Below are 20,924 nucleotides of genomic sequence, written 5' to 3'. Positions count from 1 at the left end.
TTGTGACGTGACCCGGTGGGTGCGTGCCCGCCGCGGACGACGCACGGGGCTGGGGGGGCGGGTGGGCGGCCTGTCCCGCCGACCGACCTCAACCGGTACGTCGGACGAGCGTGCCGGTCGGGTGCCGCCCGGTAATCGGGGCGGCCGGCGCGCTGAACGACGAGCCGGTGTACGTGGTGCCGGGGCGTTCGACAGCACCGGCGGTGCGGACCACGCCCGCTGGCGAGACCGACAGGGCCGAGGCGATCGCCGCCTGGGCGTCCCGACGACGCCGGTTCCAGGCGCCCCGGTCACCGTCGAAGTAGCCCTGCCGGTAACCGAAGCGGTAGCCGATGCGGTAGCTGAGCTGCCCGTGCAGCCGGCCGGCCGCGTAACTGGTGGCACCGAGCACCAGGACGAGGAACACCGCGAGAAACGGGCTCATAGGGCAGCTCCGGCCCAACCGGGGCGCCAGGTCATCGCTCCTCCGGCTCGATCGTGGTGGGGTCGGCGACGAGCAGCCGGTCCAGGTCGTCGGTGCTGACCTCCTCGACCAGCTCGACGCTGATCCGGCAGCCGTCCAGCACGACTTCGGCCATCGAGGACCGACGGATCTCGCCGCCGGCGTCGTAGACCCGGACGCTCAGCTCCGGGCAGCCGAGATGGGTACGCCAGGCGTTCCACTCGGCACGATCACCGACGCTCAGCGACAGGTAGCGGCAGCCTCGGGCCAGATAGAGGCGCCAGGGGGCGGTCAGCCCTGCGGCGACCCCCTCGGCGATCAGCCCGAAGGCCTGGGCGCGGGTGGCGAGCTCGGTCACCACGACCCCCTGGCACCGGGGGCGTGACGCATGTGAGCACCAATCGTCTCATGCACGTGACACACCGTAGATTGTCCCATGGGCGTGACAGTATCAGCTTTTCGTCCGCTTACGTTTGCCACTACGTTCATCTATTCTGCCCGCGTGACACCCCTCAACAGTGGCACTGACTCGTTTACCGGAAATCCGAACCCTTCGTCACGTCCGCGTGACAGTGGCGAGCCGGGTCGCGCACCCGTAGCCGGCTGGTCGTACCGTCACGGAGTGACCGAGACGGCCAATGCGCGGAAGATCGCCTTCGCCACCTTCGTCAGGCGGGCCCTGGACGAGGCGCGGGCGACCCGAGCCTGGAGCGGCACCGAGGTGTCCCGGCGCACCGGCGTCTCCCGGCAGACCATCAACCGCTGGGTTCGGGGCGACTGGGCCAGCGACCCGGAGGCCGAACGGGTGGTCGCCTTCTGCGAGGGCCTGGGGTTGAACCCTGCCGCGGCCTTCGCCGCACTCGGCTGGGACCGCGCCGCAGCCGGCCCCCGCACCGGCCAGGCCGCCCCTCCGATGGACCCCGACGTGGAGGCGCTGCTGCGCCGTCTGGTCGATCCGCAGGTGTCGGACGCGGAGAAGTTCCACATCCGGGAAACCATCAGATACCTCGCATACCGCCCAACGTTGCCGGTCGATGTCCGAAAAAGGGGCAATCAGGCAGGCTAGTTCCTCAGATAGCGAAAGAACGCCTGGTCAGGTTCATTCGTTTGCCTCCGGGGCTGGAACGGGCACGCTAGCGTCCCTACTCGTACTGCTTGGGCTCGTCATCGGCGGGGGGACGGGACAAGGCCGAACCCAGCCCTGCGGGACAGAAGGAGGGGTCTGTCCATGACCCTGAAGTGGTTGGCAGTCGTGGTCGCAACGGTGTCGGTGACACTGTGGGCGACCGGCAACACGGTGACCCTCGCGGTCGACGGCGGGCAGCTGCCGCTGCTCGTCAACCTCTTTGCGCTCATCACCGCCGGCACCGCGGTCGTCCTGGCCGTCGTCGCCGAGCTGCACGAGCGTCTGAACAACCGAATCAGCGCGCTCACCGAGTTCCTGGTGGCACGGCTCAACGAGATCGACAACCACACCGGCGATCGCAACACCGGGTTCGTGGAGGGCTACCTGTTGAGCCACGGCCAGGAAGCCGCGGTGGTGCCGTTCGGCCGGCGCGGACGAGGAGCCGCCGAACGCTGATCGCTTACCGCTCAATGGGTCCGCTCGGCCAGGAATGAGCCTGGATCGCCGGGGTACGCTGACGCGCGTGCCGCCGTTGAATCTGGGCAATCAGCAGCCGAGGACCCCGTTGAACGCCGACCAGGCCTGGCGGGTAACCGCCAGCCGGGCGGCCGGGACCGTGCTCTTCTTCGACTTCGACGGCACGCTCGCGCCCGTCGACGACGATCCGACCGCGGTACGCCCGGCGCCCAAGGCGTTGGCCGCGATCGAGGCGCTCGCCCCGGTCGTGCAGCGGGTCGCGATCGTCTCCGCCCGACCCGTCGAGTTCCTTCGGGATCAGCTCGGCGGGCTCGCTGGCGTGGACCTCTACGGCCTCTACGGGCTGGAGCACAGCCATTCCGGCGGCGAGACAGTCACCGAACCGGCCGCGCTGCCCTGGGTGCCGACCATGTCGGAGCTGGCCGACCTGGCCCGGGCGGAACTGCCACCCGGCACGCTTGTGGAGTACAAGCGGCTCTCGGTCGCGCTGCACTGGCGTACCGCCCCGCAACTCGGCGCCACTGTGCAGCAGTGGGGGCAGGCGCAGGCCGACCGTCTGGGGTTGCGCTCACAGGCCGGGCGGATGGTGCTGGAGCTCAAGCCACCTGTCGACCGGGACAAGGGCATGGTGATCGGCGAGGCGATCAAGGGTGCCACCGGCGCCTGGTACTTCGGCGACGACGTCTCCGACATCAAGGCCTTCGCCGCGCTGCGCGCTCGCGCCACCGCCGACCCGGACTTCCTCGGCGTCTGCGTGGCGGTGGCCAACCCGGAGACCGGCCACGAGGTGGCCAACGCCGCCGACCTGACCATCGAGTCGCCGGCCGCCCTGGGTGACTTCCTCACCCGGGCGCTGACCCACCTGTCCTGAACCGACCTGACCCCAGCGGCGGCCGACGGCGTCGCCGCCGGGTCAGGCGCCGTAGCGGCGTTGCCTGGTGGCGTACGAGCGCAGGGCCCGCAGAAAGTCGATGTGCCGGAAATCCGGCCAGTTGAGCTCGCAGAAGTAGAACTCCGAGTGCGCGGACTGCCAGAGCATGAAACCGGACAGCCGCTGCTCGCCGCTGGTGCGGATGACCAGGTCCGGGTCGGGCTGGCCGCGGGTGTAGAGGTGCTCGGCGATGTGCTCGACGTCCAGCACCTCGGCCAACTCCTCGATCGTGCCTCCGGTGGCGGCGTGCTCCAGCAACAGCGAACGGACCGCGTCGGTGATCTCCCGGCGGCCGCCGTAGCCCACCGCGATGTTGACCTCCGCGCCACCGGTGCGCTCACGGGTGCGCTCCTCGGCGCCCTTGAGTGCCGCCGCAGTCTGCGCCGGCAGCAGGTCGAGCGCTCCGACGATGCGCAGTCGCCAGGGGTTGCCCTCCTCGGAGAGCTCCACCACCAGGTCCTCAATGATCTTGAGGAGGGGGTCCAGCTCGGCGGCCGGACGGCGCAGGTTGTCGGTGGCCAGCAGGTAGAGGGTCACGTGCCCGACGCCGGCCTGGTCACACCAGCCGAGGACATGCTTGATCTTCGCCGCGCCAACCCGGTGCCCGTCGTTCGGGTCGACGAAGCCCATCTCCCTCGCCCATCGGCGGTTGCCGTCGCACATCACCCCGACGTGCCGGGGCACCGGCTTACCCGCGAGCTTCGCCGTGAGCCGGCGCTCGTACACGGAGTAGATAAGGTTCCGCAGCGTCATCACCTAGCAGCGTAGCGACCCTTGCGCCAGTTCACTGCCTCGGAGCCCCATCCCCGCCGCCCAGACCGACACCGATCAGTGCGAGCGTACGAGCGGTAAGGCGTCCGTCACCCAGCCCCAGCTCGACCACGTCGTAGAACACCCGGTCGTCCCGATGGGCGGCCCGGACCGCCGCGTCCACCACCCGACGTCGCCGGGCCAACCAGGCCGCCACCGAACTGTGCCGCAGGTGGGTGCCGAGGCGGCGACGCAACCCGTCGGCGTAGCGGCCAGCCGCGCCCTCGGGCGACCGGGCCGCCGCCGACCCGGCGAGCGCGCCGGAGAGCAACGCGTAGAAGATCCCCTCCCCCGTGAACGGGTTGATCAGTGACAGGGCGTCCCCGGCCAGCAGGGTGCGCCCACGCCCCGGCGACGGCCGGTGGGTGGAGAGCGGCAGGTGATGCGCGCGCAACGCGGTCACGGTCGCCAGATCGGTGCCGGGCAGCAGCGCGGCCAGCCGATCCAGCAGGTACGCGCGGCTCAACGGCTCACCGCGCAGGACCTCCCCGTACCCGACGTTCGCCCGTCCGTCACCGATCGGAAACGACCAGGCGTACGCCGGCCAACGCGCCTTCGAGGTGACGATGAGCTGCTCGGACGGGCCGGGCAGAGCCGGGGCGTACCCCCGGATGGCCAGCGCGAGGTGTCGGTCGGGGTTCTGCGGATGGCCGAGCGCCCGACGTACCACCGAGCCGGCGCCGTCCGCGCCGATCACCACCCGGCCGGACACCTGCCCGTCGAGCACCACCCGGTCCGCGCGCGGTTCGACCTGGCGCACCGTGTGCCGGCGCAGCTGCGCGCCGGCGGCCACCGCGGCCGCCACCAGCCGCGCGTCGAAAACCTCCCGGGGCACTGTGTACGCGGGTCGGGGCAGCGCCCGAGCCACCGCACCGCCACCCGGCGAGACCATGCGTAACGCCGGCAGCGGCGCGTAACCCGCAACCGCCTCGGTCACCCCCAGCTCGGCGAGCACGTCCACCGAGTGCGCGGCGATCCCGTCACCACACGCCTTGTCCCGGGGAAAGTCGGCTCGGTCCAGTAGCAGCACGCTGGCACCGGCCCGGCGCGCCGTCAGCGCGGCCGCCGCCCCGGCCGGTCCCGCCCCCACCACCACCACGTCGAACTCGTCACCCACCACGAGCCTCCTCCCAGTCCGCCGCGTCGCGGCCGCTCCCGCCGGGCGGCCCGGTCGGCCCTGCGGCCGGCCGCCGCGACATCTCCGCAGCTCGCCCCGACGTCGACGCTGTGACCGACGCCACCCGCCATCCTGCCCCCTGGTCGCCCGCGAAGACCGCTCCCGCACCCGGCCGGCCAATCTCACCCACCCCACCTTTGCTCTGCACCCGCGGATGCGACGGTTACCGTCCGCGACTGTCGCATCCGCGGGTGCAGAGCAAAGGACGGTGCAGAGCCGACGAGGGATGGGCAGGTGCTGGGCCGCGGTCGGCCGCCGGGTCGGCACCCGGCGGCGTCGGTGCGGGGCTCCGCCGCGGTCAAGGTCGGGGTTCAGGTCCGGCATCGTCGGGGGCGCGAGCGGCGCGGCGCAGGCCGTAGAGGACCAGCCCGGCGGCGGCGAGCAGCGGGGCGCCGTCGCGGATCAGGCCGTCCACGCCGAGCAGCCACCAGCACAGCGGCAGATCCACGGCGAGTACGGCCACAGTGACGACGACCAGCAGGCCACGCGCCCAGTCCTTGCCCCGCATCAGGAACGCTGTGCAGAACAGCACCGCGTAGCTGGCCGTGATGCCCGCACCGAACCAGAACAGCACGGCCGGCACCGCGGTCAGGCGACCATCCAGGATGGAACCCCCGGCGACCAGTGCCGGCACCAGCATCAGCGGGCTGTAGGTGAAGGCAGCCACCCGGCTGGTCAACAACCAGGCACTGGCCTGTGGTCGGCGTGGCGGGGTCTCCCGCCAGGAGATGCCGTCCCGGTCGATGACGAGGCGTGGACGGTGCCGGACCAGGTGCGCTGCCAACGCCGACGAGCGGTAGAGCAGCCAGACCACCGCGACGCAGAGCGCCGTGAGAATGGCGAAGCCGAGCAGGCCAGGCAGCGGCGGCACCCCCTGCCGGGGCACGATGAGCCGACCGACCGCGAAGATCGTGGTGACCGCGAGGATCAGCCCGAACGGGCGGGCCGCCGTACGACCCCGTCGCACGTGGCCGATCAGCAGCAGGAAGCCGAACGAGCGCAGCATGGCCCAGCCGGTCCGTACGGCGAGCCCGAACCCCTGCTCCGGGGCGTACCACCAGTTGAGCAGCTCGACCACGACGGTGGCCGCCGCCGTCGTCGCCAGCAGGATGGTGAGCACCCGGACGGCGGACGGCCGCCGGACCTGTGTCTCGGCGGCCGTCCTCATGAAATCCGATGTTGCCCGCGAAGGGCCTCGTTCACACCTACCGCTGCGGTTGCGCGGCGTCCAGGCGGGCGCGCAGCGCGTCCAACTCGGCCCAGAGCACGCCGGGCAGCTTGTCACCGAACTTCTCGAACCACTCGGTGATCATCGGCAGCTCGTTACGCCACTCGTCCGGGTCGACCTTCAGCGCGATCCGAACATCCTCCGGGGTCATGTCCAGGCCCTCGACGTCCAGGGCGTCCGGCGCGGGGACCATGCCGACCGGCGTCTCGACCGCGTCGGCAGTGCCCTCGATCCGCTCGACGACCCACTTGAGCACCCGGGAGTTCTCCCCGAAGCCCGGCCAGAGGAACGAGCCGTCCGGGTCCTTGCGGAACCAGTTGACGTAGTAGATCTTCGGCAGCTTCGCCTCGTCGCCGTCGGTGCCCTTGCCCATCTCGATCCAGTGCCGGAAGTAGTCCCCGGCGTGGTAGCCGATGAACGGCAGCATCGCCATCGGATCCCGCCGGACCACGCCGACGGCGCCGGACGCTGCGGCGGTGGTCTCCGAGGAGAGCGTGGCGCCCATGTAGACGCCGTGCACCCAGTCGCGGGCCTCGGTCACCAGCGGCACAGTGTCCTTGCGGCGTCCACCGAAGAGGATCGCGTCGATCGGCACGCCGTTCGGGTCGAAGTACTCGTCGGCGAGGATCGGGCACTGCGTGATCGGGGTGCAGAACCGGCTGTTCGCGTGGGAGGACAGGCTGTCGCTCTCCGGCGTCCAGTCGTTGCCCTTCCAGTCGATCAGGTGTGCCGGCGGCTCGCCCATGCCCTCCCACCAGACGTCGCCGTCATCGGTCAGGCCGACGTTGGTGAAGACGGAGTTGCCCCGGTCCAGCGTGCGCATGGCGTTGGCGTTGGTCTTCCAGTCGGTGCCGGGCGCGACGCCGAACAGGCCGTACTCGGGGTTGACGGCGTAGAGGCGGCCGTCCGGGCCGAACCGCATCCAGGCGATGTCGTCGCCGATGGTCTCGACCTTCCAGCCGGGAATCGTCGGCTCCACCATGGCGAGGTTGGTCTTGCCGCAGGCGGACGGGAAGGCGCCGGCGATGTGGTAGGTCTTGCCCTCCGGCGAGGTGATCTTGAGGATCAGCATGTGCTCGGCGAGCCAGCCCTCGTCGCGGCCCATCACGCTGGCGATCCGCAGCGAGTAGCACTTCTTGCCCAGCAGCGAGTTGCCGCCGTAACCCGATCCGTACGACCAGATCTCCCGGCTCTCCGGGAAGTGCGAGATGTACTTGGTGTCGTTGCACGGCCAGGCGACATCCTGCTGGCCGGGGGCGAGCGGGGCGCCGATCGAGTGCAGCGCGTGCACGAAGTCCGCGTCGTCGCCCATGGCCTCCAGGACCCGGGTGCCCATCCGCGTCATGATGCGCATCGAGGCGACCACGTACGGGCTGTCGGTGATCTCGACGCCGAACATCGGGGACTCGGCCTCGACCGGCCCCATGACGAACGGGATGACGTACATGGTGCGACCGCGCATGGAGCCCCGGTACAACTCCGTCATCGTCCGCTTCATCTCGGCCGGCGCCATCCAGTTGTTGGTGGGGCCGGCGTCCGCCTCGTCGACGGAACAGATGTAGGTGCGTTCCTCGACCCGGGCGACGTCCGTCGGGTCGGTGCGCGCGTAGAACGAGTTGGGCTTCTTCTCCGGGTTGAGCCGGATCAGGGTGCCGGCCTCGACCAGCTCATCGGTGAGGCGGCGCCACTCCTCGTCGGACCCGTCCACCCAGACGACACGGTCGGGGGTGGTCAGTTCCGCGACCTCACGGACCCAGGCGAGCAGTTTCGGATGGGACGTCGGGGCCTGATCGATACCCCGCACAACAGCCGGAGCAACCATGACACATCTCCTTGTGGTCGACGCTGACCGATCTATGGGATGCACGAGACTCAGCGGCGCGATGCGTCGCCTTCGTGGAAACCTGGGATTGGCCTCAGCGTAAACCGGGCAGCCTTCCGAGTCAGTGGGACAGGTTGTGAAGAACTGCACAAGCTACGGCCTCGCTGCGGCATCACGAGCTGATACCCGCTTTCCCGCGCAGTTTCACGCAAATCTTGTTGTGCACCCCGGCGGACGCTTGTTGCGGTCGGGCCGTTGACCTGCCCCGCCGACCGATGCGGTGATTCCCGTTCCGCAGCGGCTCAGTCCTCCCAATTGGCTACGCTCTGTGCAGTGGTTACGTACACGGCGCTGGGCCCCTCCGAGAGACCACGCCCGCTTGCCGTTGCTACCCCTCTGACTGGCCGGCAGCCGGTAGGCTCCCCCCGTGGCCGCCACGATGACCGGGGAACAACCGGGTCCCCGGCAGACCCGACGGGGTCTCGTCGGCTTACTCCTCGACCGCTTCGGTCACCTCATCCGCGAGATGGGCAAGTTCGCCACCGTGGGTGGTTTCGCGTTCCTCGTCGACTTCGCGCTCTTCAACTACCTGACGAGCAGGCACGGCGTCGAAGAGTTGACGGCGAAGACGATCTCCACGGTGATCGCGGCGTCCGTCGCCTTCGTGGGCAACCGGTTCTGGACGTGGCGGCACCGTCAGCGCAACAACGCGGCCCGCGAGTACGCGCTGTTCTTCTTCTTCAACGCGGTCGGTCTCGGCATCACTGTGGCCTGCCTCGCGCTCAGCCGCTACGGGCTCGGGGCCATCTGGCCGGACGTGTTCCAGACGCGCCTGGCGGACAATCTCGCCAGCTACATCGTCGGTACGGGATTCGCCACGCTGTTTCGATTCTGGTCGTACCGGCGGTTCGTCTTCGTCGAAGCGGGAACCCCGACCCTTCCGCAGGTGGATCCCGACCGTGACCACCGGGCGTGACCTGCCGCCCACCTCGTTCGGCCGGTGATCGCCGGCCGCACCGACTGCCCTAAGGTGTTTCGCATGCGTCTTGTCCGCCTGCTGCCTGAGCGCTGGCAGAAGTTCATCCACGAGGCGCTCAAGTTCGGCATCGTCGGCGGCATCAACACCGTCATCAATTACGCGGTGTTCAATGCCCTTGCACTGACCGTTTTTGTCAATGGTCAGTTGAAGGCGACAGTGATCGCGACGATCGTCGCCACCATCACGTCGTACCTCATGAATCGGCACTGGACGTACCGTGATCGCCCGAAATCGGCGCTTCGCCGGGAATATCTGCTTTTCTTCCTATTCAACGGCGCTGGCCTGCTCATTGAGCTGGGGGCTGTGGCGGCAGCGAAGTACGGTCTCGGCGTACACGGCCTGCTGGCACTGAATCTGGCCAAGACCGTCGGCGTCCTGCTGGCCACGCTGTTCCGGTTCTGGTCATACCGCACGTTCGTCTTCCAACCCGTCGCGCCGGCCGAGGACGAGCCCGCGAAGCCCGACTCCACCTGGCACAGCATTCCGCGCGACGAGTGGGACACCATGGCGGAGATGGACCCGGTCGCCGAGTTGGCGGAATCGGTGTCCGAGCTGGAGGAGGCGGAGTCAGCGCAACGCAACGACCCGCCAGCCGGCGCACCGACTCAGGGGCGGCTCCCGCAGTTGAGCGTCAGCCCCGCCGTCGACCTGGACGCGGAACTCGCCGCGGAGCTGCACGTCGGCACCCGTCGCGCGCCCCGCCGGTGACGACACCCGACGCCCGCTCCGGCACGGGGCGACCCGCCGAGCTGTTCTTCGAGGATCTCGTCCCGGGACTCACCGTCGATCTTGGCGTGGTCACCGTGGACGGCGACGAAATGGTTGCCTTCGCCCGCCGCTTCGACCCGCAGTGGTACCACGTCGACCCCGACCTGGCTGCGGCGAGCCGACACGGTGGTCTGATCGCCAGCGGCTTCTACACGGTCAGTCTGTTCATGCGTGCGTACGTCGACCACCTGCTGTCCCGGGCCGCCGCGGACGCCTCCCCCGGCCTGGAGGAGCTGCGTTGGCTCGCCCCGGTGCGGGCCGGCGACCGGCTCGCGGTCCGGGTCGACGTGATGGGCGCCCGGCCGTCGACTGCCCGCCCCGGGCTCGGCACCGTCAGCCTCACCGGCACCATGCTGCGCCTCGGCCCGGACGACCGGCCCGAGCAGGAGGTGCTGCGGACCCGCTTCCGTGGCTGGTTCGGCATGCGACCGGTCGAGGCCGACCCCGCCGAAGCCACCGAAGCCACTCCGACCGACGCTGACCGGCCCGGAGCTGACCAGCCCGACAGCGGCCCGACCGCGGCAGACCCGTCCACCGTCGGGTCGTCCCCGACCGACCCGACGAAGAGCAGCGGCCCACCCGACTGACCCGCCCCCGACGGTGTGCCAGGGGCGGGTCTCCACCGGCCCGGATCAGGTAGTGGTGTCGCGCAGCGGCTTGCCGTCCTGCATGTCGGCGAGCATGTCGCGCATCTCGCCATCGCCCAGCGAGTGCTTGTCGTGCTGTGCCTCGACCAGCTCGTACAGGGTGGTCTGCACCTTCCCGACGTCCGGCACGTCGGCGAGCACCGACTGGCCGCGCTCACCAGCCGACTCGATGGTGAGTGTCCCGCAGCCGAGCAGACGCTCGACGAAACGCTGGTTCATCGAGTGGTCGTTGACCCGGGCGAGCGGAAGGTCCCGCCGGTCCCGGGAGAGCACACCCTGCTGAAGCAGGACTCGCTCGTTCGTGAACAGGTAGTGGGTGGTGCGCCAGACCAGGAACGGCCACAGGCCGAGCCAGAGCACCGCGACCAGGGCGATCGCCCCGATCACGGCCAGCGCGACCGAACCGCCGCCACTCTCGGGCAACAGGAGCACGCCGACCACCACCGCGGCGATGGCCAGCACCAGCACCGCGATCGGCCGGATCAACGCCTTCCAGTGCGGGTGCAGGTGCAGCACGACGTGCTCGTCCTCGGTGAGCACGTCTTCGGGAAACGCCACGGGAACCTCCAACGCGATTTTCTGGACGCGCAGACGGTAAACCCCCCAGGCCCCACCACAACATCCGCCGCGCGGGCCCACTCGGGCCCTACGTGATCTTGCCCGTCCTCAGCGGAGGTGCAGGACGTCGCCGGCGGCCAGGGTTCGGGCGCCGGTCGACGTGGTGACCATCAGTTGGCCGTCCGGGTCCACCCCGGTGGCGGTGCCGGTCAGGGAGTCGCCGTCGGGGAGCAGGACGCGTACCTCGCGCCCGATCGTCGCGCAGGCCGCCAGGTAGGCGTCGCGCAGGCCGCTGGCCACCGCGTCGCCGCCCGCCGAACGCCAACGGTCGTACCAGTCGGCCACCGCCCGCAGCAGCGCCCGCAGCAGCGGATCTCGATCGGTGGCCACCGCGCCGGCCAACTGGAGCGAGGTGGCCGGCAGCCCGGTCGGATTCACCGGCAACTCGTCGGCGCGCAACGTCACGTTGAGCCCGATGCCCAGCACGATCGCCGGCGGTTGGTCCGGCGCCCGTCCAGGCACCGCCTCGGCCAGCACGCCCGCGCACTTCGCGTCGTCGATCAGCAGGTCGTTCGGCCACTTGAGGGTGGCTTCCAGCTCGGCGAGCCGGGCCACCGCCTCCACCAACGCCACGCCGGCCAGCAACGGCAGCCACCCGTACCCGGTGGGTGTCGCCGGCAGCCAGCCGCGGTCCGGCACGGCCTCGCCGGGCCGCAGCAGGACGCTGGTCGCGATGCCGGCCCGCGCCGGCGACTGCCAGACCCGCCCGCGCCGGCCGCGCCCCGCGGTCTGCCGCTCGGCGACCACGACCAGGCCCTCGGGCTCGTCGGCCCGCGCGGCCTCGGCCACGTCGGCGTTGGTGGAGCCGGTCTCGGCACGCAGCTCCAGGCGGGCCCACGGCCCGTTCGGCGCTGTCAACGCGCGGCGCAGCCGGGCCGCCGAGAGCGGCGGCCGGTCCAGATCGGTGTACGGGGAGCCCGGCATTCCGCCAGCCTACGGCGGTGCTCCGGTCGACACTGAGGCGTACTGCACAGCGGCACCCACCTGAACCATCGTTATATTCCCTGGGTGACTACCGAGACCGGGACCAACATGCACAGCACCGCGGGCAAGCTGGCGGACCTGGAGCGCCGGGTCGACGAGGCGGTGCACGCCGGGTCGGCCCGCGCCGTGGAGAAGCAGCACGCGCGCGGCAAGAAGACCGCCCGCGAGCGGATCGAGATGCTGCTCGACGAGGGCTCCTTCGTCGAGCTCGACGGGCTGGCCCGGCACCGGTCCACTGCCTTCGGGCTGGAGCGGAACCGCCCGTACGGCGACGGTGTGGTCACCGGCTACGGCACGGTGGACGGCCGGCAGGTGTGCGTCTTCGCGCAGGACTTCACTGTCTTCGGTGGCTCGCTCGGTGAGGTCTTCGGCGAGAAGATCGTCAAGGTGATGGACCTGGCCATGAAGATCGGCTGCCCGGTGGTCGGCATCAACGACTCCGGCGGCGCGCGAATCCAGGAGGGCGTCGTCTCGCTCGGCCTCTACGGCGAGATCTTCTTCCGCAACGTGCGGGCTTCCGGCGTCATCCCGCAGATCTCACTGGTGATGGGGCCCTGTGCCGGCGGCGCTGTCTACTCCCCGGCGGTCACCGACTTCACCGTGATGGTCGACCAGACCTCGCACATGTTCATCACCGGCCCCGACGTGATCAAGACGGTGACGGGCGAGGACGTCGGCATGGAGGAGCTGGGCGGCGCGCGTACGCACAACACCCGCAGCGGCAACGCGCACTACCTCGCCAGCGACGAGGAGGACGCCGTCGACTACGTCAAGGCGCTGCTGTCGTACCTGCCGTCGAACAACCTCGACGAGCCGGTCGTGGTCGACGCCCCTGCTTCGCTTGAGGTCAATGACGAGGACCGGGAGCTGGACACGCTCATCCCGGACTCGGCCAACCAGCCGTACGACATCCACACGGTGATCGAGCACGTCCTCGACGACGGGGAGTTCCTGGAGGTCCAGCCGCTCTACGCGCAGAACATCGTGGTCGGCTACGGCCGGGTCGAGGGACGGCCGGTCGGCGTGGTGGCCAATCAGCCGATGCACTTCGCCGGCACCCTGGACATCGCCGCCTCGGAGAAGGCCGCCCGGTTCGTCCGCACCTGCGACGCGTTCAACATTCCGGTGCTGACCTTCGTGGACGTGCCCGGCTTCCTGCCCGGCACCGGCCAGGAGTGGGACGGCATCATCCGCCGGGGCGCGAAGCTCATCTACGCGTACGCCGAGGCGACCGTCCCGAAGGTCACCGTGATCACCCGCAAGGCGTACGGCGGGGCGTACGACGTGATGGGCTCCAAGCACCTCGGCGCGGACCTGAACTTCGCCTGGCCGACCGCGCAGATCGCGGTGATGGGCGCGCAGGGCGCTGTGAACATCCTCTACCGCTCCGAGCTGGCCGGGGCCGAGGACCCGGCGGCCGTCCGGGCCGAGAAGATCGCCGAGTACGAGGACACCCTGGCCAACCCGTACGTGGCCGCCGAGCGCGGGTACATCGATTCGGTGATCGCTCCGCACGAGACACGCACCCAGATCGTCCGGGCGCTGCGCGTCCTGCGGACCAAGCGGGAGACCCTGCCCCCGAAGAAGCACGGCAACATCCCGCTGTAGAGCCCTGCTCACGTGATCCGCACAACTTCGGGGATGGTGCTGCTTCCGGGGATCGGGAGGCAGCGACATCCGTGAAGTTGCGCGGATCGTGGAAGGGTCAGCACGCCGGGTTGGCAGCGGGGCACAGTCGTTGGGCGGCCGTACGGCCCAGCGCCTCAAGATCCGCGTCGCCCAGGCCCAGGCCAGGGTCGGGCACCAGCACCGTGACCAGATCGCCGACCCGGACCACGACTGTCATCCCGACCGGCTTGGAGCGCTGGAGCGTCCTTCCGGCGGCCGGGCCACGGGGGGCGAACGGCACGTGCCGCACCAGTACCGACTCGTCACCGGCGAAGTTGCTCGCCGCCGTCTCCCAGGCGTGCTTGCTCTCGTTCGGCGTCGTCTCGCCCGCGGCGACGACGTTCTCGACGACATGCCACTCGGGGCAGGCGTCGAGCAGCGCCCTCAGGTGAGTGAAGAGTCGCGCACTCACCAGCGGATCGAGCCGGTAGACGTCCTGGCTCAGTTCGGCCCGTACCGGCGCCCTGCCGTCCCTCGTCGGCGACAACAGGGTCTGCGACCGCGAGTAACGGGAGTACGCGGGAACCGTCGGCACGCCGCGGTCGTCGCCGCACCTCTGCAACGTCGGATCCAACCGGACGACCTCACCGAGGCCAGCGTCGCCCAACTGCACGGCGCCTTTCATCGCCGGCACCTCGGTGACAGCCAGCAGGGAGTCGAGGGGGATGTCCATCCGGACCGGGCCCTGCGTGGACGCAGGCAGGGCGGCATCGGGCGGAGCCGACGCCCGTTCCGTCAGGGCGTACGCCGGGCCAGTCACGGCCGCGAGCACCGCGACCGTCGCCAGCGCGACAGTACGACGACTACGGCGACGGGCACGGGACCGGATCTCCTGCGGCTCCGGCCACCTGACGTCACGCAGGTCCCGGTGAACCCGTTCGACGAATGCCAGGTCGTCGTCACGCATCGGTGGCCTCCTCCAGGTCAGAGACGGCGAGCAGACCGGCGAGCGCGGTACGCCCCCGGGAGAGACGGGCCTTGACGGTGCCCACCGGGGCCGCGGTCTCCCGCGCCACCTCGGCGACCGGCATACCCATCAGGTAGTACAGGGCGATGGCGGTGCGCTGCTCCTCGGGCAGTCGACGCAGGGCGGCGACCACCGCGACGGTGTCGGTGCCCGGCCCGGGAACGGTCTCGGTGGCCCCGTGTCGCAGGTAGGCGCGGGCGCGGCTCCGCAGGCTGCGCCACCGGCTGACGGCGACCCGGCTGGCCACCACCCGTACCCACGCCTCCGGGTCGTCGTACCCGCTGATCGTCGACCAGCGCTGCCACGCCCGGACGTACGCCTCCTGCACGGCGTCCTGCGCCTCACCCCGATCGCCGGTGAGGGCGTAGACGAACCCGAGGAGTCGTTGCCGACTCCCCCGGTAGAACTCGTCGAACCCGTCGACGTCCGGCACCCGCTACCTCCCCGTGTCGGTCGCTGGGAACACGCACCGGCAAGGGCCGTTGGTTGCCCGGTCAGGCGATCGACTTTTCCAGTTCGTCGAGCGGGAACGCGCCGGCCCCGATCCGCTCCCGGACCGCCCGGCGCACGGCCCGCTGCACGGCGACGTTGACCGGCGTCGGCACCCCGTGCAACCGGCCGAGCAGCGCGATCTCACCGTTGAGGTGGTCGACCTCGGTCGAGCTGGCGCCCCGGGCCAGGCTCTGCCAGGTGGAGCCGCCGGAGCGGGCCTCGCCGTCGACCGGGCGCTGTCCGACCAGGTCGCCGCGTTCGGCCTTCTCCTCCTCTGGCGAGGTGTGCGCGATGCCGGCGGCGGCGAGCGCGGCGACGCCCTCGGCGCGTACCCGCTCGACCAGCGCATCCGGGATGTCCCGGCCGAGCAACGCCTGTAGGCCGTTACCGAGGTTGCTGAGCAGCTTGCCGTACTTCCAGCGCAGCACGTCGGTGCGGACCGGTGCGACGAAGCCGGCGGCGGTCAGGTCGGCGGCGACAGCCCGGTCGGTGTCGTCGGCGCCTCCGGGGTACCGGCCGATGTGGAGCATCCCGGGATGCGGGTACCCGTTGGCTACCACCACACCCGGGTCCAGGTGGGTGGCCGGCAGCCAGACGCAGACCGGGTGCACGTCGGCGAAGAGGCGCAGCGCGGCCCGCTCGTTGGCCACCCCGTTCTGCGCGGTCACCAGCGGCAGACGTTCTCCCGCCGTGCCGCCGCCGACCACCGGAGCGTCCACCCAGGCTGCCAACGCGTCGGCGGTGTCCTGTGACTTGACGGTGAGAATCAGCACGGTGTCCGCCGGCAGCGGCTGGTCGGTGGGCCGGTCCACCGCCGCGAGCCGGGCGGTGACCTCACCCTCGGGCTGTCGCAGGGTCAGGCCCCGCGCTCGGATCGCCTCCAGGTGCGCACCCCGGGCCACTACCGTCACGTCCCGGTCGGCCTGGGCCAGCCGTACGCCGATGGTCCCGCCGACCGCACCCGCGCCGATGATCAGGTATCGCATCGCCTCATTCTGCCCGGATCGACCGGAGCGAGGCGGCTAGGGCGACGTGGGGAGGAACGGGCCGGCGAGCAGGAGCGCTCCGGCGATCAGCGCCGCCACGTTGACCAGGGCGAAGAAGCCCACCCAGAAGAGCGGCGGGAACGGGGTGAGCCCGGCGAGCTGGTCGGCGTCGGAGGCGGGCATCCGGCCCCGCGAGCGCAGCCGTTGCAGCTCGACCACCGGTCGCACCCCACCGAGCAGCAGGAACCACACACCGGTGTACGCGAACGCGGCCTGGACCTGCGGCGTCGCGTACCAGGAGACGGCGAACACCAGTGCGCCCGTGACCAGCAGCGACACCACACCGAAGGCGTTGCGGATCATGACGAGCATCGCCAGCAGAAGCGCCACGGCCACCCAGAGCAGCAGGGTGATCCGGTTACCACCGAGCAGCCAGGCCCCGGCCAGCCCGACCAGCGGCGGTGCGACGTACCCGGCGAGCAGAGTGAGGATCATGCCCGGCCCGGTGGGGCGGCCGGCGGAGAGCGTCAGCCCGGACGTGTCCGAGTGCAGTCGGATGCCGCGCAGCTTACGGCCGGTCAGCAGGGCGACCAGGGCGTGCCCGCCCTCGTGCGCGATGGTGACGGCGTTACGGGCGATCCGCCACGGCAGGCGGGTGGAGACCACCACCAGCGCTACGACCCCGGTGATCAGCACCAGCAGCGCGGGCGGGTCCGGCTGCGCGCCGAACAGCGTGTCCCACTTCTCGCCCAGTCCGTCGATCGACATCATGGGGCGCGAGCCTACCGGCGGCGTTCCGTGTCGTTCCCAAGGCACCGGCTCGTATCCTGTGAGACTGATCGAGTGGCGAGCGAAGCGGGAGGTGACGGTCGGTGAGCACTGCCCCCCTGGAGCCGCACGTCGGTCTGTGGACCGAAGCCGACTACTTCGCCCTGGGCGAGACGCCTGACCGGATCGAACTGCTCGACGGGAGCCTGTTGGTGAGCCGGGCCCCGAGCCGACGGCACCAGCGGGTGTCGCGTCGGCTGGCGAACAGCATCGAGGCAGCAGCAGAGCCTCGGGGTTTCCTGGTCTATGACGCGATCAACGTCCGGCTCGGCGTCGACCGGGTCGTGATCCCGGATCTCGTCGTCACCGATGCCGATGACGACGGCACTTATCTCGACTCCGACCGGGTGTCTCTCGTCGGGGAGGTCGTCTCGCCGGGGAACGCGGCCGCTGACCGTCTGCTCAAGATGCAGCTCTACGCCATCGCGAGAATCCCCTGGTACCTGCTTGTCGAGCAGGACGGGGACGGCCACTCGTTGCGGCTGTTCCGGCTCGACGGCGAGCACTACGTCGAGGACCAGGTGGCCAAAGCCGGCGAGACGTTGAGCGTCGTCGAGCCGTTCCGCTGGCAGCTCGACCCGGCCGCACTCCGCTGATCCGTCCCGCCTCGTCCAGGGGTCCCGCACCCAGTCATTGAAGCTTTTATTCAACCGCACTTGCGATCTAGGGCACTTACCTCCAAAGATGATTGTCGATAGAGCAATCCTCTTGGAGGCACTCATGGCCCGTACCTCATCATCGCTGCGCCGCGCACTCGCGGCCAGCCTCACCGTCCTCGCCACCGCGGCGGCGGCCCTGGTCGCGACCGCCGGACCGGCGGCCGCCGCCACCACACCCGGTGTCGACGTGTCCCGCTACCAGGGCAGCATCAACTGGACAAGCGTCCGCAACGCCGGCATCCAGTTCGCCTTCATCAAGGCGACCGAGGGCACCAGCTACAAGGACCCGAACTTCAACGCCAACTACGTCAACTCGTACAACGCCGGGGTGATCCGCGGGGCGTACCACTTCGCCCGCCCGAACATCTCCGCCGGCTCCACCCAGGCCAACTACCTGGCCTCCAACGGCGGCGCCTGGTCGGCGGACAGCCGCACTCTCCCGGCCGCGCTGGACATCGAGGGCAACCCGTACAGCGGCGGCTACTGCTACGGGCTCAGCACCACCGGGATGCGCAACTGGGTGCAGGACTTCCTGAACACCTACCGCTCCCGGACCGGCCGGTACGCGGTCATCTACACCACCACCAGCTGGTGGAACCAGTGCACCGGCAGCTGGACCGGCCCGTGGGCGAACCACCCGCTCTGGCTGGCCCGCTGGTCGAGCACGCCCGGCGCCCTGCCGGCTGGGGCTTCGGTGTGGAGCTTCTGGCAGTACACCAGCACCGGCGCAGTCTCCGGAATCAGCGGCAACGTGGACCGCAACTACTGGAACGGCGACCGGAGCCGCCTGATCGCGTTGGCCAACAACACCTGACCGGGCCGTTGGCGGCAGCGGGATCGACGATCACCATTATGGTCGACAATCGGTCCGGCTGCCGCCACACCACCGGGTACGGGTCAGGCCCGCCGCCGGCTCAGGGCCGGCACCACAGCGTCCTCACGAGCCAGCGCTCCCCTGCGGGTCATGCGCCAGGCAGCAACACCAAAGCCGGCAACGATCACGACGCCGAGCAGTGCGACGAGCACCGAAACCCCCGCGCTGACCAGCAGCAGGATCGCGTCGCCAAGCGCCACGAGCATCCACAGTGCCAGCCGAGGCCGAGCGTCCCTCCGTCGGTAACGCATGTCGTGCCTCCTTCCGTCGTCGACTGTCAATTACCCAGGACCACGGAAGGTCATGCGAAGAAGTTTCAGTCCTGACGGTCGGGCACGAAACCCTTGGCGATCCGGTCGAAGTTCGGCAGGTTGGCCTGCCAGTCCTTCTCCGCGATCTCCCATCGCAGGGCGTAACCGCGGTTCTTGGCCGTCACGAACCCCCGGTTACGGACGTGGATCCGCTGCCCGTCCCGGGTCTCCAGCCACTCCCAGTCACCGCAGGTCTTCCAGAAGTCGCACGCCTTGATGCTGAGGTACTGGTAGTTCTTGACGCGGCTAGCGCGATTCGGCTCCTGCTCCCGCCAGTCCGCGACCGCATCCTTCTTTGGGGTGGGGGTCCACTGCACGAGCAGCTTTCCCGGCCCGTTGGACTGGTTGAAGACGACCGTGTTGCCGTCGACCTGGCTACGCACCCAGCCATCGGGCAGCGGCAGGGAGAAGCCTTCGGGGTCCTTGTGCAGCTTCCAGCCCGCCGGCAACGCGTTCGGGTCCACCGAGGGGGTGGCCGAGGCCGACGGGCTCGGCGCACCGGTGGTGGGTGGCGGAGGCGCGGCAGCGGAGGTCGGCGCAGCCCCCGAGGTCGCGCCAGCACCGGTCGGGTTGGCCTGCGGGGTCTTGTCGCCATCACCCTTGGTCAGCATCGGCACGACCACCACGAGGCCGATCAGCAGCAGCGCGACCACGGCGCCGATCAGCAGGTTACGTCGGGTGTTGTTCGGCTTTGTGCCGTCCGAGGGCGGCACCGCCGCGCGGCCGGCCGGACTGACCGGCGGCATGAGCGACGTCGGCGTGGTCGGCTTGCGCTGCTCCGGAGCGACCGGCGGACCGTCGACCACCGTCGGCTCGTCGTCGACGTTCGTCGTACCGTCGCCGCTTGTGTCGGGCGCGGCCGTGACCTTCGCGGTCGGCTCGGCATCGGTCGGCTCGGCATCGGACGGTCGGTCGATCGTGGCGGTCGGCTCGGCCGGGGCCGCTGCCGCCGACTCGGCCGGCACGACCGCAGTCGGGTCGGCGACCGCACCGGAAACGACGGCCGTCGGCGTGGCATCGGCGGCCGGGGTCGCGGCGGCACCGGAGGTGGCGGCGGAGGTGGTAGCCGCGGCGGCCGGCGGCGGCGACACCGGCCGGTCGACACTCTCGGCCGGTCGTGGGGCCGGCACCACCGGCAGGCGCGGCTCGCGCGGACCGTTCGGCCCAGGCCGGCGTACGCCATCGAGCAGGGAGATGCCGCGCGACCGCTTGCCCCCGGCGCGGCGCAGCAACCGCTCCGCCACCTCGGCGGTGATGCGCTCGTTCGGGTCCTTGCGCAGCAGCCCGTTGAGGACGGCCTTGAGCGGGCCGGCGTTCTTCGGCGGCGGAATCGGCTCGGTGGCCAACGCGGCCAGGGTGCCGATCGCCGACGGCCGGGCGTACGGCGACTTGCCCTCGACCGCCGCGTAGAGCGTCGCGCCCAGCGACCACAGGTCGGCCTCCGGCCCGGCGGTGCCGTCCCGGGCCCGCTCCGGCGAGATGTACGCGGGCGAGCCGAGCACCATGCCGGTGCGGGTCACGTTGGGGTCACCGGGGATCGTGGCGAGACCGAAATCGGTCAGCACCACCCGACCGTCGTCGCCGAGCAACACGTTGCCGGGCTTCACGTCGCGGTGCATGACGCCCGCCTTGTGCGCGGCGCTGAGCGCACCCAGCACGCCCAGGCCGATCTCGACCGTGCGGGCAACCCCCACCGGGCCGTCCTCGGCGAGAGTGTCCTGCAACGACTTCGACGCCACGTACTCCATGACGATCCACGGATCGCCGTCGGTGCGCAGCACGTCGAAGATGCGGACGACATTGGCGTGGTTGAGCCGGGCGATGGCCCGCGCCTCCCGCAACGAGCGCTCCCGCATTTCGCGGCGTTCCTCATCGGTGAGACCGGGTGGCGGCACCAACTCCTTGATGGCGACGTCCCGATGCAGCACCTCGTCGCGCGCCTTCCACACCCTGCCCATGCCGCCCTGGCCGAGCGGCGACAGGAGCCGGTATCGGTCAGCGACGAGTTGGGGAAGCGCGTTCGACATCGGTGAGACGGTACCCGGACCCGCTGACGCTCACACCGCCGGC

Annotated in this window: 23 protein-coding genes; 9 read left to right on the top strand and 14 right to left on the bottom strand. The window is 70.5% G+C overall.

Translation table 11 applies throughout. The annotated features are described in order from the left end of the window. Window positions 1-88 precede the first annotated feature (88 nt). Window positions 89-424 carry a hypothetical protein gene (locus tag AB0B48_RS08870; protein ID WP_357198029.1) on the bottom strand — a complete coding sequence of 112 codons (336 nt, stop codon included), beginning with the start codon at window positions 422-424 and terminating at the stop codon, window positions 89-91. A gap of 31 nt (window positions 425-455) precedes the next feature. Then, a complete protein-coding gene (locus AB0B48_RS08865; RefSeq protein ID WP_110562608.1) occupies window positions 456-800 on the bottom strand; it encodes a hypothetical protein in 345 nt (114 codons plus the stop codon). Window positions 801-1,064: 264 nt separating this feature from the next. Between AB0B48_RS08865 and AB0B48_RS08860 the strand changes: the two genes are divergently transcribed. From AB0B48_RS08860 to otsB, 3 genes are all read left to right on the top strand, one after another. Further along, the gene (locus AB0B48_RS08860) at window positions 1,065-1,508 is read left to right on the top strand and encodes an XRE family transcriptional regulator (protein WP_091394342.1); all 444 of its coding nucleotides are present in this window, start codon (window positions 1,065-1,067) and stop codon (window positions 1,506-1,508) included. Window positions 1,509-1,670: 162 nt separating this feature from the next. After that, window positions 1,671-2,024 carry a hypothetical protein gene (locus AB0B48_RS08855; RefSeq protein ID WP_210784414.1) on the top strand — a complete coding sequence of 118 codons (354 nt, stop codon included), beginning with the start codon at window positions 1,671-1,673 and terminating at the stop codon, window positions 2,022-2,024. A 67-nt stretch (window positions 2,025-2,091) separates the two neighbouring features. Continuing rightward, the gene (gene otsB / locus AB0B48_RS08850; RefSeq protein WP_357198025.1) at window positions 2,092-2,916 is read left to right on the top strand and encodes a trehalose-phosphatase; all 825 of its coding nucleotides are present in this window, start codon (window positions 2,092-2,094) and stop codon (window positions 2,914-2,916) included. A gap of 42 nt (window positions 2,917-2,958) precedes the next feature. Here otsB and AB0B48_RS08845 read toward each other — a convergent pair whose 3' ends face one another. From AB0B48_RS08845 to AB0B48_RS08830, 4 genes are all read right to left on the bottom strand, one after another. Continuing rightward, window positions 2,959-3,729: an isoprenyl transferase gene (locus AB0B48_RS08845; protein WP_091394347.1), complete on the bottom strand. Its 771-nt coding sequence runs from the start codon at window positions 3,727-3,729 to the stop codon at window positions 2,959-2,961. 31 nt (window positions 3,730-3,760) lie between these two features. After that, window positions 3,761-4,903, bottom strand: a complete 1,143-nt coding sequence (locus AB0B48_RS08840; RefSeq protein WP_357198022.1) for a geranylgeranyl reductase family protein — start codon at window positions 4,901-4,903, stop codon at window positions 3,761-3,763. A 358-nt stretch (window positions 4,904-5,261) separates the two neighbouring features. Then, on the bottom strand, window positions 5,262-6,131 hold the full coding sequence (locus AB0B48_RS08835) for a hypothetical protein (RefSeq protein WP_357198019.1): 870 nt from the start codon (window positions 6,129-6,131) through the stop codon (window positions 5,262-5,264). Window positions 6,132-6,168: 37 nt separating this feature from the next. After that, window positions 6,169-8,013 (bottom strand): phosphoenolpyruvate carboxykinase (GTP), encoded by a 1,845-nt coding sequence (locus AB0B48_RS08830; protein ID WP_357198016.1) that lies wholly within the window; start codon window positions 8,011-8,013, stop codon window positions 6,169-6,171. Between the two features lie 427 nt (window positions 8,014-8,440). On the opposite strand from AB0B48_RS08830, the gene AB0B48_RS08825 reads away from it, so the two are divergent. The 3 genes from AB0B48_RS08825 (at window position 8,441) to AB0B48_RS08815 (ending at window position 10,407) form a co-directional block, all read left to right on the top strand. Then, the gene (locus AB0B48_RS08825) at window positions 8,441-8,989 is read left to right on the top strand and encodes a GtrA family protein (RefSeq protein WP_357198013.1); all 549 of its coding nucleotides are present in this window, start codon (window positions 8,441-8,443) and stop codon (window positions 8,987-8,989) included. A 63-nt stretch (window positions 8,990-9,052) separates the two neighbouring features. Continuing rightward, window positions 9,053-9,760 carry a GtrA family protein gene (locus tag AB0B48_RS08820; RefSeq protein WP_357198041.1) on the top strand — a complete coding sequence of 236 codons (708 nt, stop codon included), beginning with the start codon at window positions 9,053-9,055 and terminating at the stop codon, window positions 9,758-9,760. Continuing rightward, on the top strand, window positions 9,757-10,407 hold the full coding sequence (locus tag AB0B48_RS08815) for a MaoC/PaaZ C-terminal domain-containing protein (RefSeq protein WP_357198011.1): 651 nt from the start codon (window positions 9,757-9,759) through the stop codon (window positions 10,405-10,407). The genes AB0B48_RS08820 and AB0B48_RS08815 overlap by 4 nt, the downstream gene beginning before the upstream one ends. 45 nt (window positions 10,408-10,452) lie before the next feature. On the opposite strand, the gene AB0B48_RS08810 is transcribed toward AB0B48_RS08815, so the two are convergent. Together AB0B48_RS08810 and AB0B48_RS08805 are read right to left on the bottom strand one after the other, a co-directional pair. After that, window positions 10,453-11,025, bottom strand: coding sequence for a PH domain-containing protein (locus tag AB0B48_RS08810; RefSeq protein ID WP_357198008.1), 573 nt, complete (start codon window positions 11,023-11,025; stop codon window positions 10,453-10,455). 108 nt (window positions 11,026-11,133) lie between these two features. Next, the gene (locus tag AB0B48_RS08805) at window positions 11,134-12,009 is read right to left on the bottom strand and encodes a biotin--[acetyl-CoA-carboxylase] ligase (protein ID WP_357198005.1); all 876 of its coding nucleotides are present in this window, start codon (window positions 12,007-12,009) and stop codon (window positions 11,134-11,136) included. Between the two features lie 84 nt (window positions 12,010-12,093). Between AB0B48_RS08805 and AB0B48_RS08800 the strand changes: the two genes are divergently transcribed. Then, window positions 12,094-13,677, top strand: a complete 1,584-nt coding sequence (locus AB0B48_RS08800) for an acyl-CoA carboxylase subunit beta (protein WP_357198002.1) — start codon at window positions 12,094-12,096, stop codon at window positions 13,675-13,677. 97 nt (window positions 13,678-13,774) lie between these two features. Here the strand turns inward: AB0B48_RS08800 and AB0B48_RS08795 are convergent, their stop codons facing one another. From AB0B48_RS08795 to AB0B48_RS08780, 4 genes are all read right to left on the bottom strand, one after another. Next, window positions 13,775-14,644, bottom strand: a complete 870-nt coding sequence (locus tag AB0B48_RS08795; protein ID WP_357197999.1) for a hypothetical protein — start codon at window positions 14,642-14,644, stop codon at window positions 13,775-13,777. Then, window positions 14,637-15,137 carry a sigma factor-like helix-turn-helix DNA-binding protein gene (locus AB0B48_RS08790; protein ID WP_357197997.1) on the bottom strand — a complete coding sequence of 167 codons (501 nt, stop codon included), beginning with the start codon at window positions 15,135-15,137 and terminating at the stop codon, window positions 14,637-14,639. Before AB0B48_RS08790 ends, AB0B48_RS08795 begins: the two co-directional genes overlap by 8 nt. Window positions 15,138-15,198: 61 nt before the next feature. Beyond that, a complete protein-coding gene (locus AB0B48_RS08785) occupies window positions 15,199-16,182 on the bottom strand; it encodes a 2-dehydropantoate 2-reductase N-terminal domain-containing protein (protein WP_357197995.1) in 984 nt (327 codons plus the stop codon). Window positions 16,183-16,218: 36 nt separating this feature from the next. Then, window positions 16,219-16,953: a M50 family metallopeptidase gene (locus AB0B48_RS08780; protein WP_357197993.1), complete on the bottom strand. Its 735-nt coding sequence runs from the start codon at window positions 16,951-16,953 to the stop codon at window positions 16,219-16,221. Between the two features lie 101 nt (window positions 16,954-17,054). Between AB0B48_RS08780 and AB0B48_RS08775 the strand changes: the two genes are divergently transcribed. Then, entirely contained in the window at window positions 17,055-17,606 is a 552-nt protein-coding gene (locus tag AB0B48_RS08775; RefSeq protein ID WP_357197990.1) for a Uma2 family endonuclease, read from the top strand. 124 nt (window positions 17,607-17,730) lie between these two features. Continuing rightward, complete coding sequence (locus AB0B48_RS08770) at window positions 17,731-18,483, top strand: GH25 family lysozyme (protein ID WP_357197988.1); 753 nt, start codon at window positions 17,731-17,733, stop codon at window positions 18,481-18,483. 83 nt (window positions 18,484-18,566) lie between these two features. On the opposite strand, the gene AB0B48_RS08765 is transcribed toward AB0B48_RS08770, so the two are convergent. Both AB0B48_RS08765 and AB0B48_RS08760 read right to left on the bottom strand, forming a co-directional pair. Continuing rightward, window positions 18,567-18,794: a hypothetical protein gene (locus AB0B48_RS08765; RefSeq protein WP_357197985.1), complete on the bottom strand. Its 228-nt coding sequence runs from the start codon at window positions 18,792-18,794 to the stop codon at window positions 18,567-18,569. Window positions 18,795-18,859: 65 nt separating this feature from the next. Further along, window positions 18,860-20,881, bottom strand: a complete 2,022-nt coding sequence (locus tag AB0B48_RS08760) for a serine/threonine-protein kinase (protein WP_357197982.1) — start codon at window positions 20,879-20,881, stop codon at window positions 18,860-18,862. Window positions 20,882-20,924: the final 43 nt, after the last annotated feature.

Origin of the sequence: Micromonospora sp. NPDC049089 (genome assembly GCF_040648775.1) — a bacterium.
GTDB lineage: Bacteria > Actinomycetota > Actinomycetes > Mycobacteriales > Micromonosporaceae > Micromonospora.
Note: the sequence above shows the minus strand (reverse complement) of the source record. Positions and strands in the feature narration are given on the sequence as shown.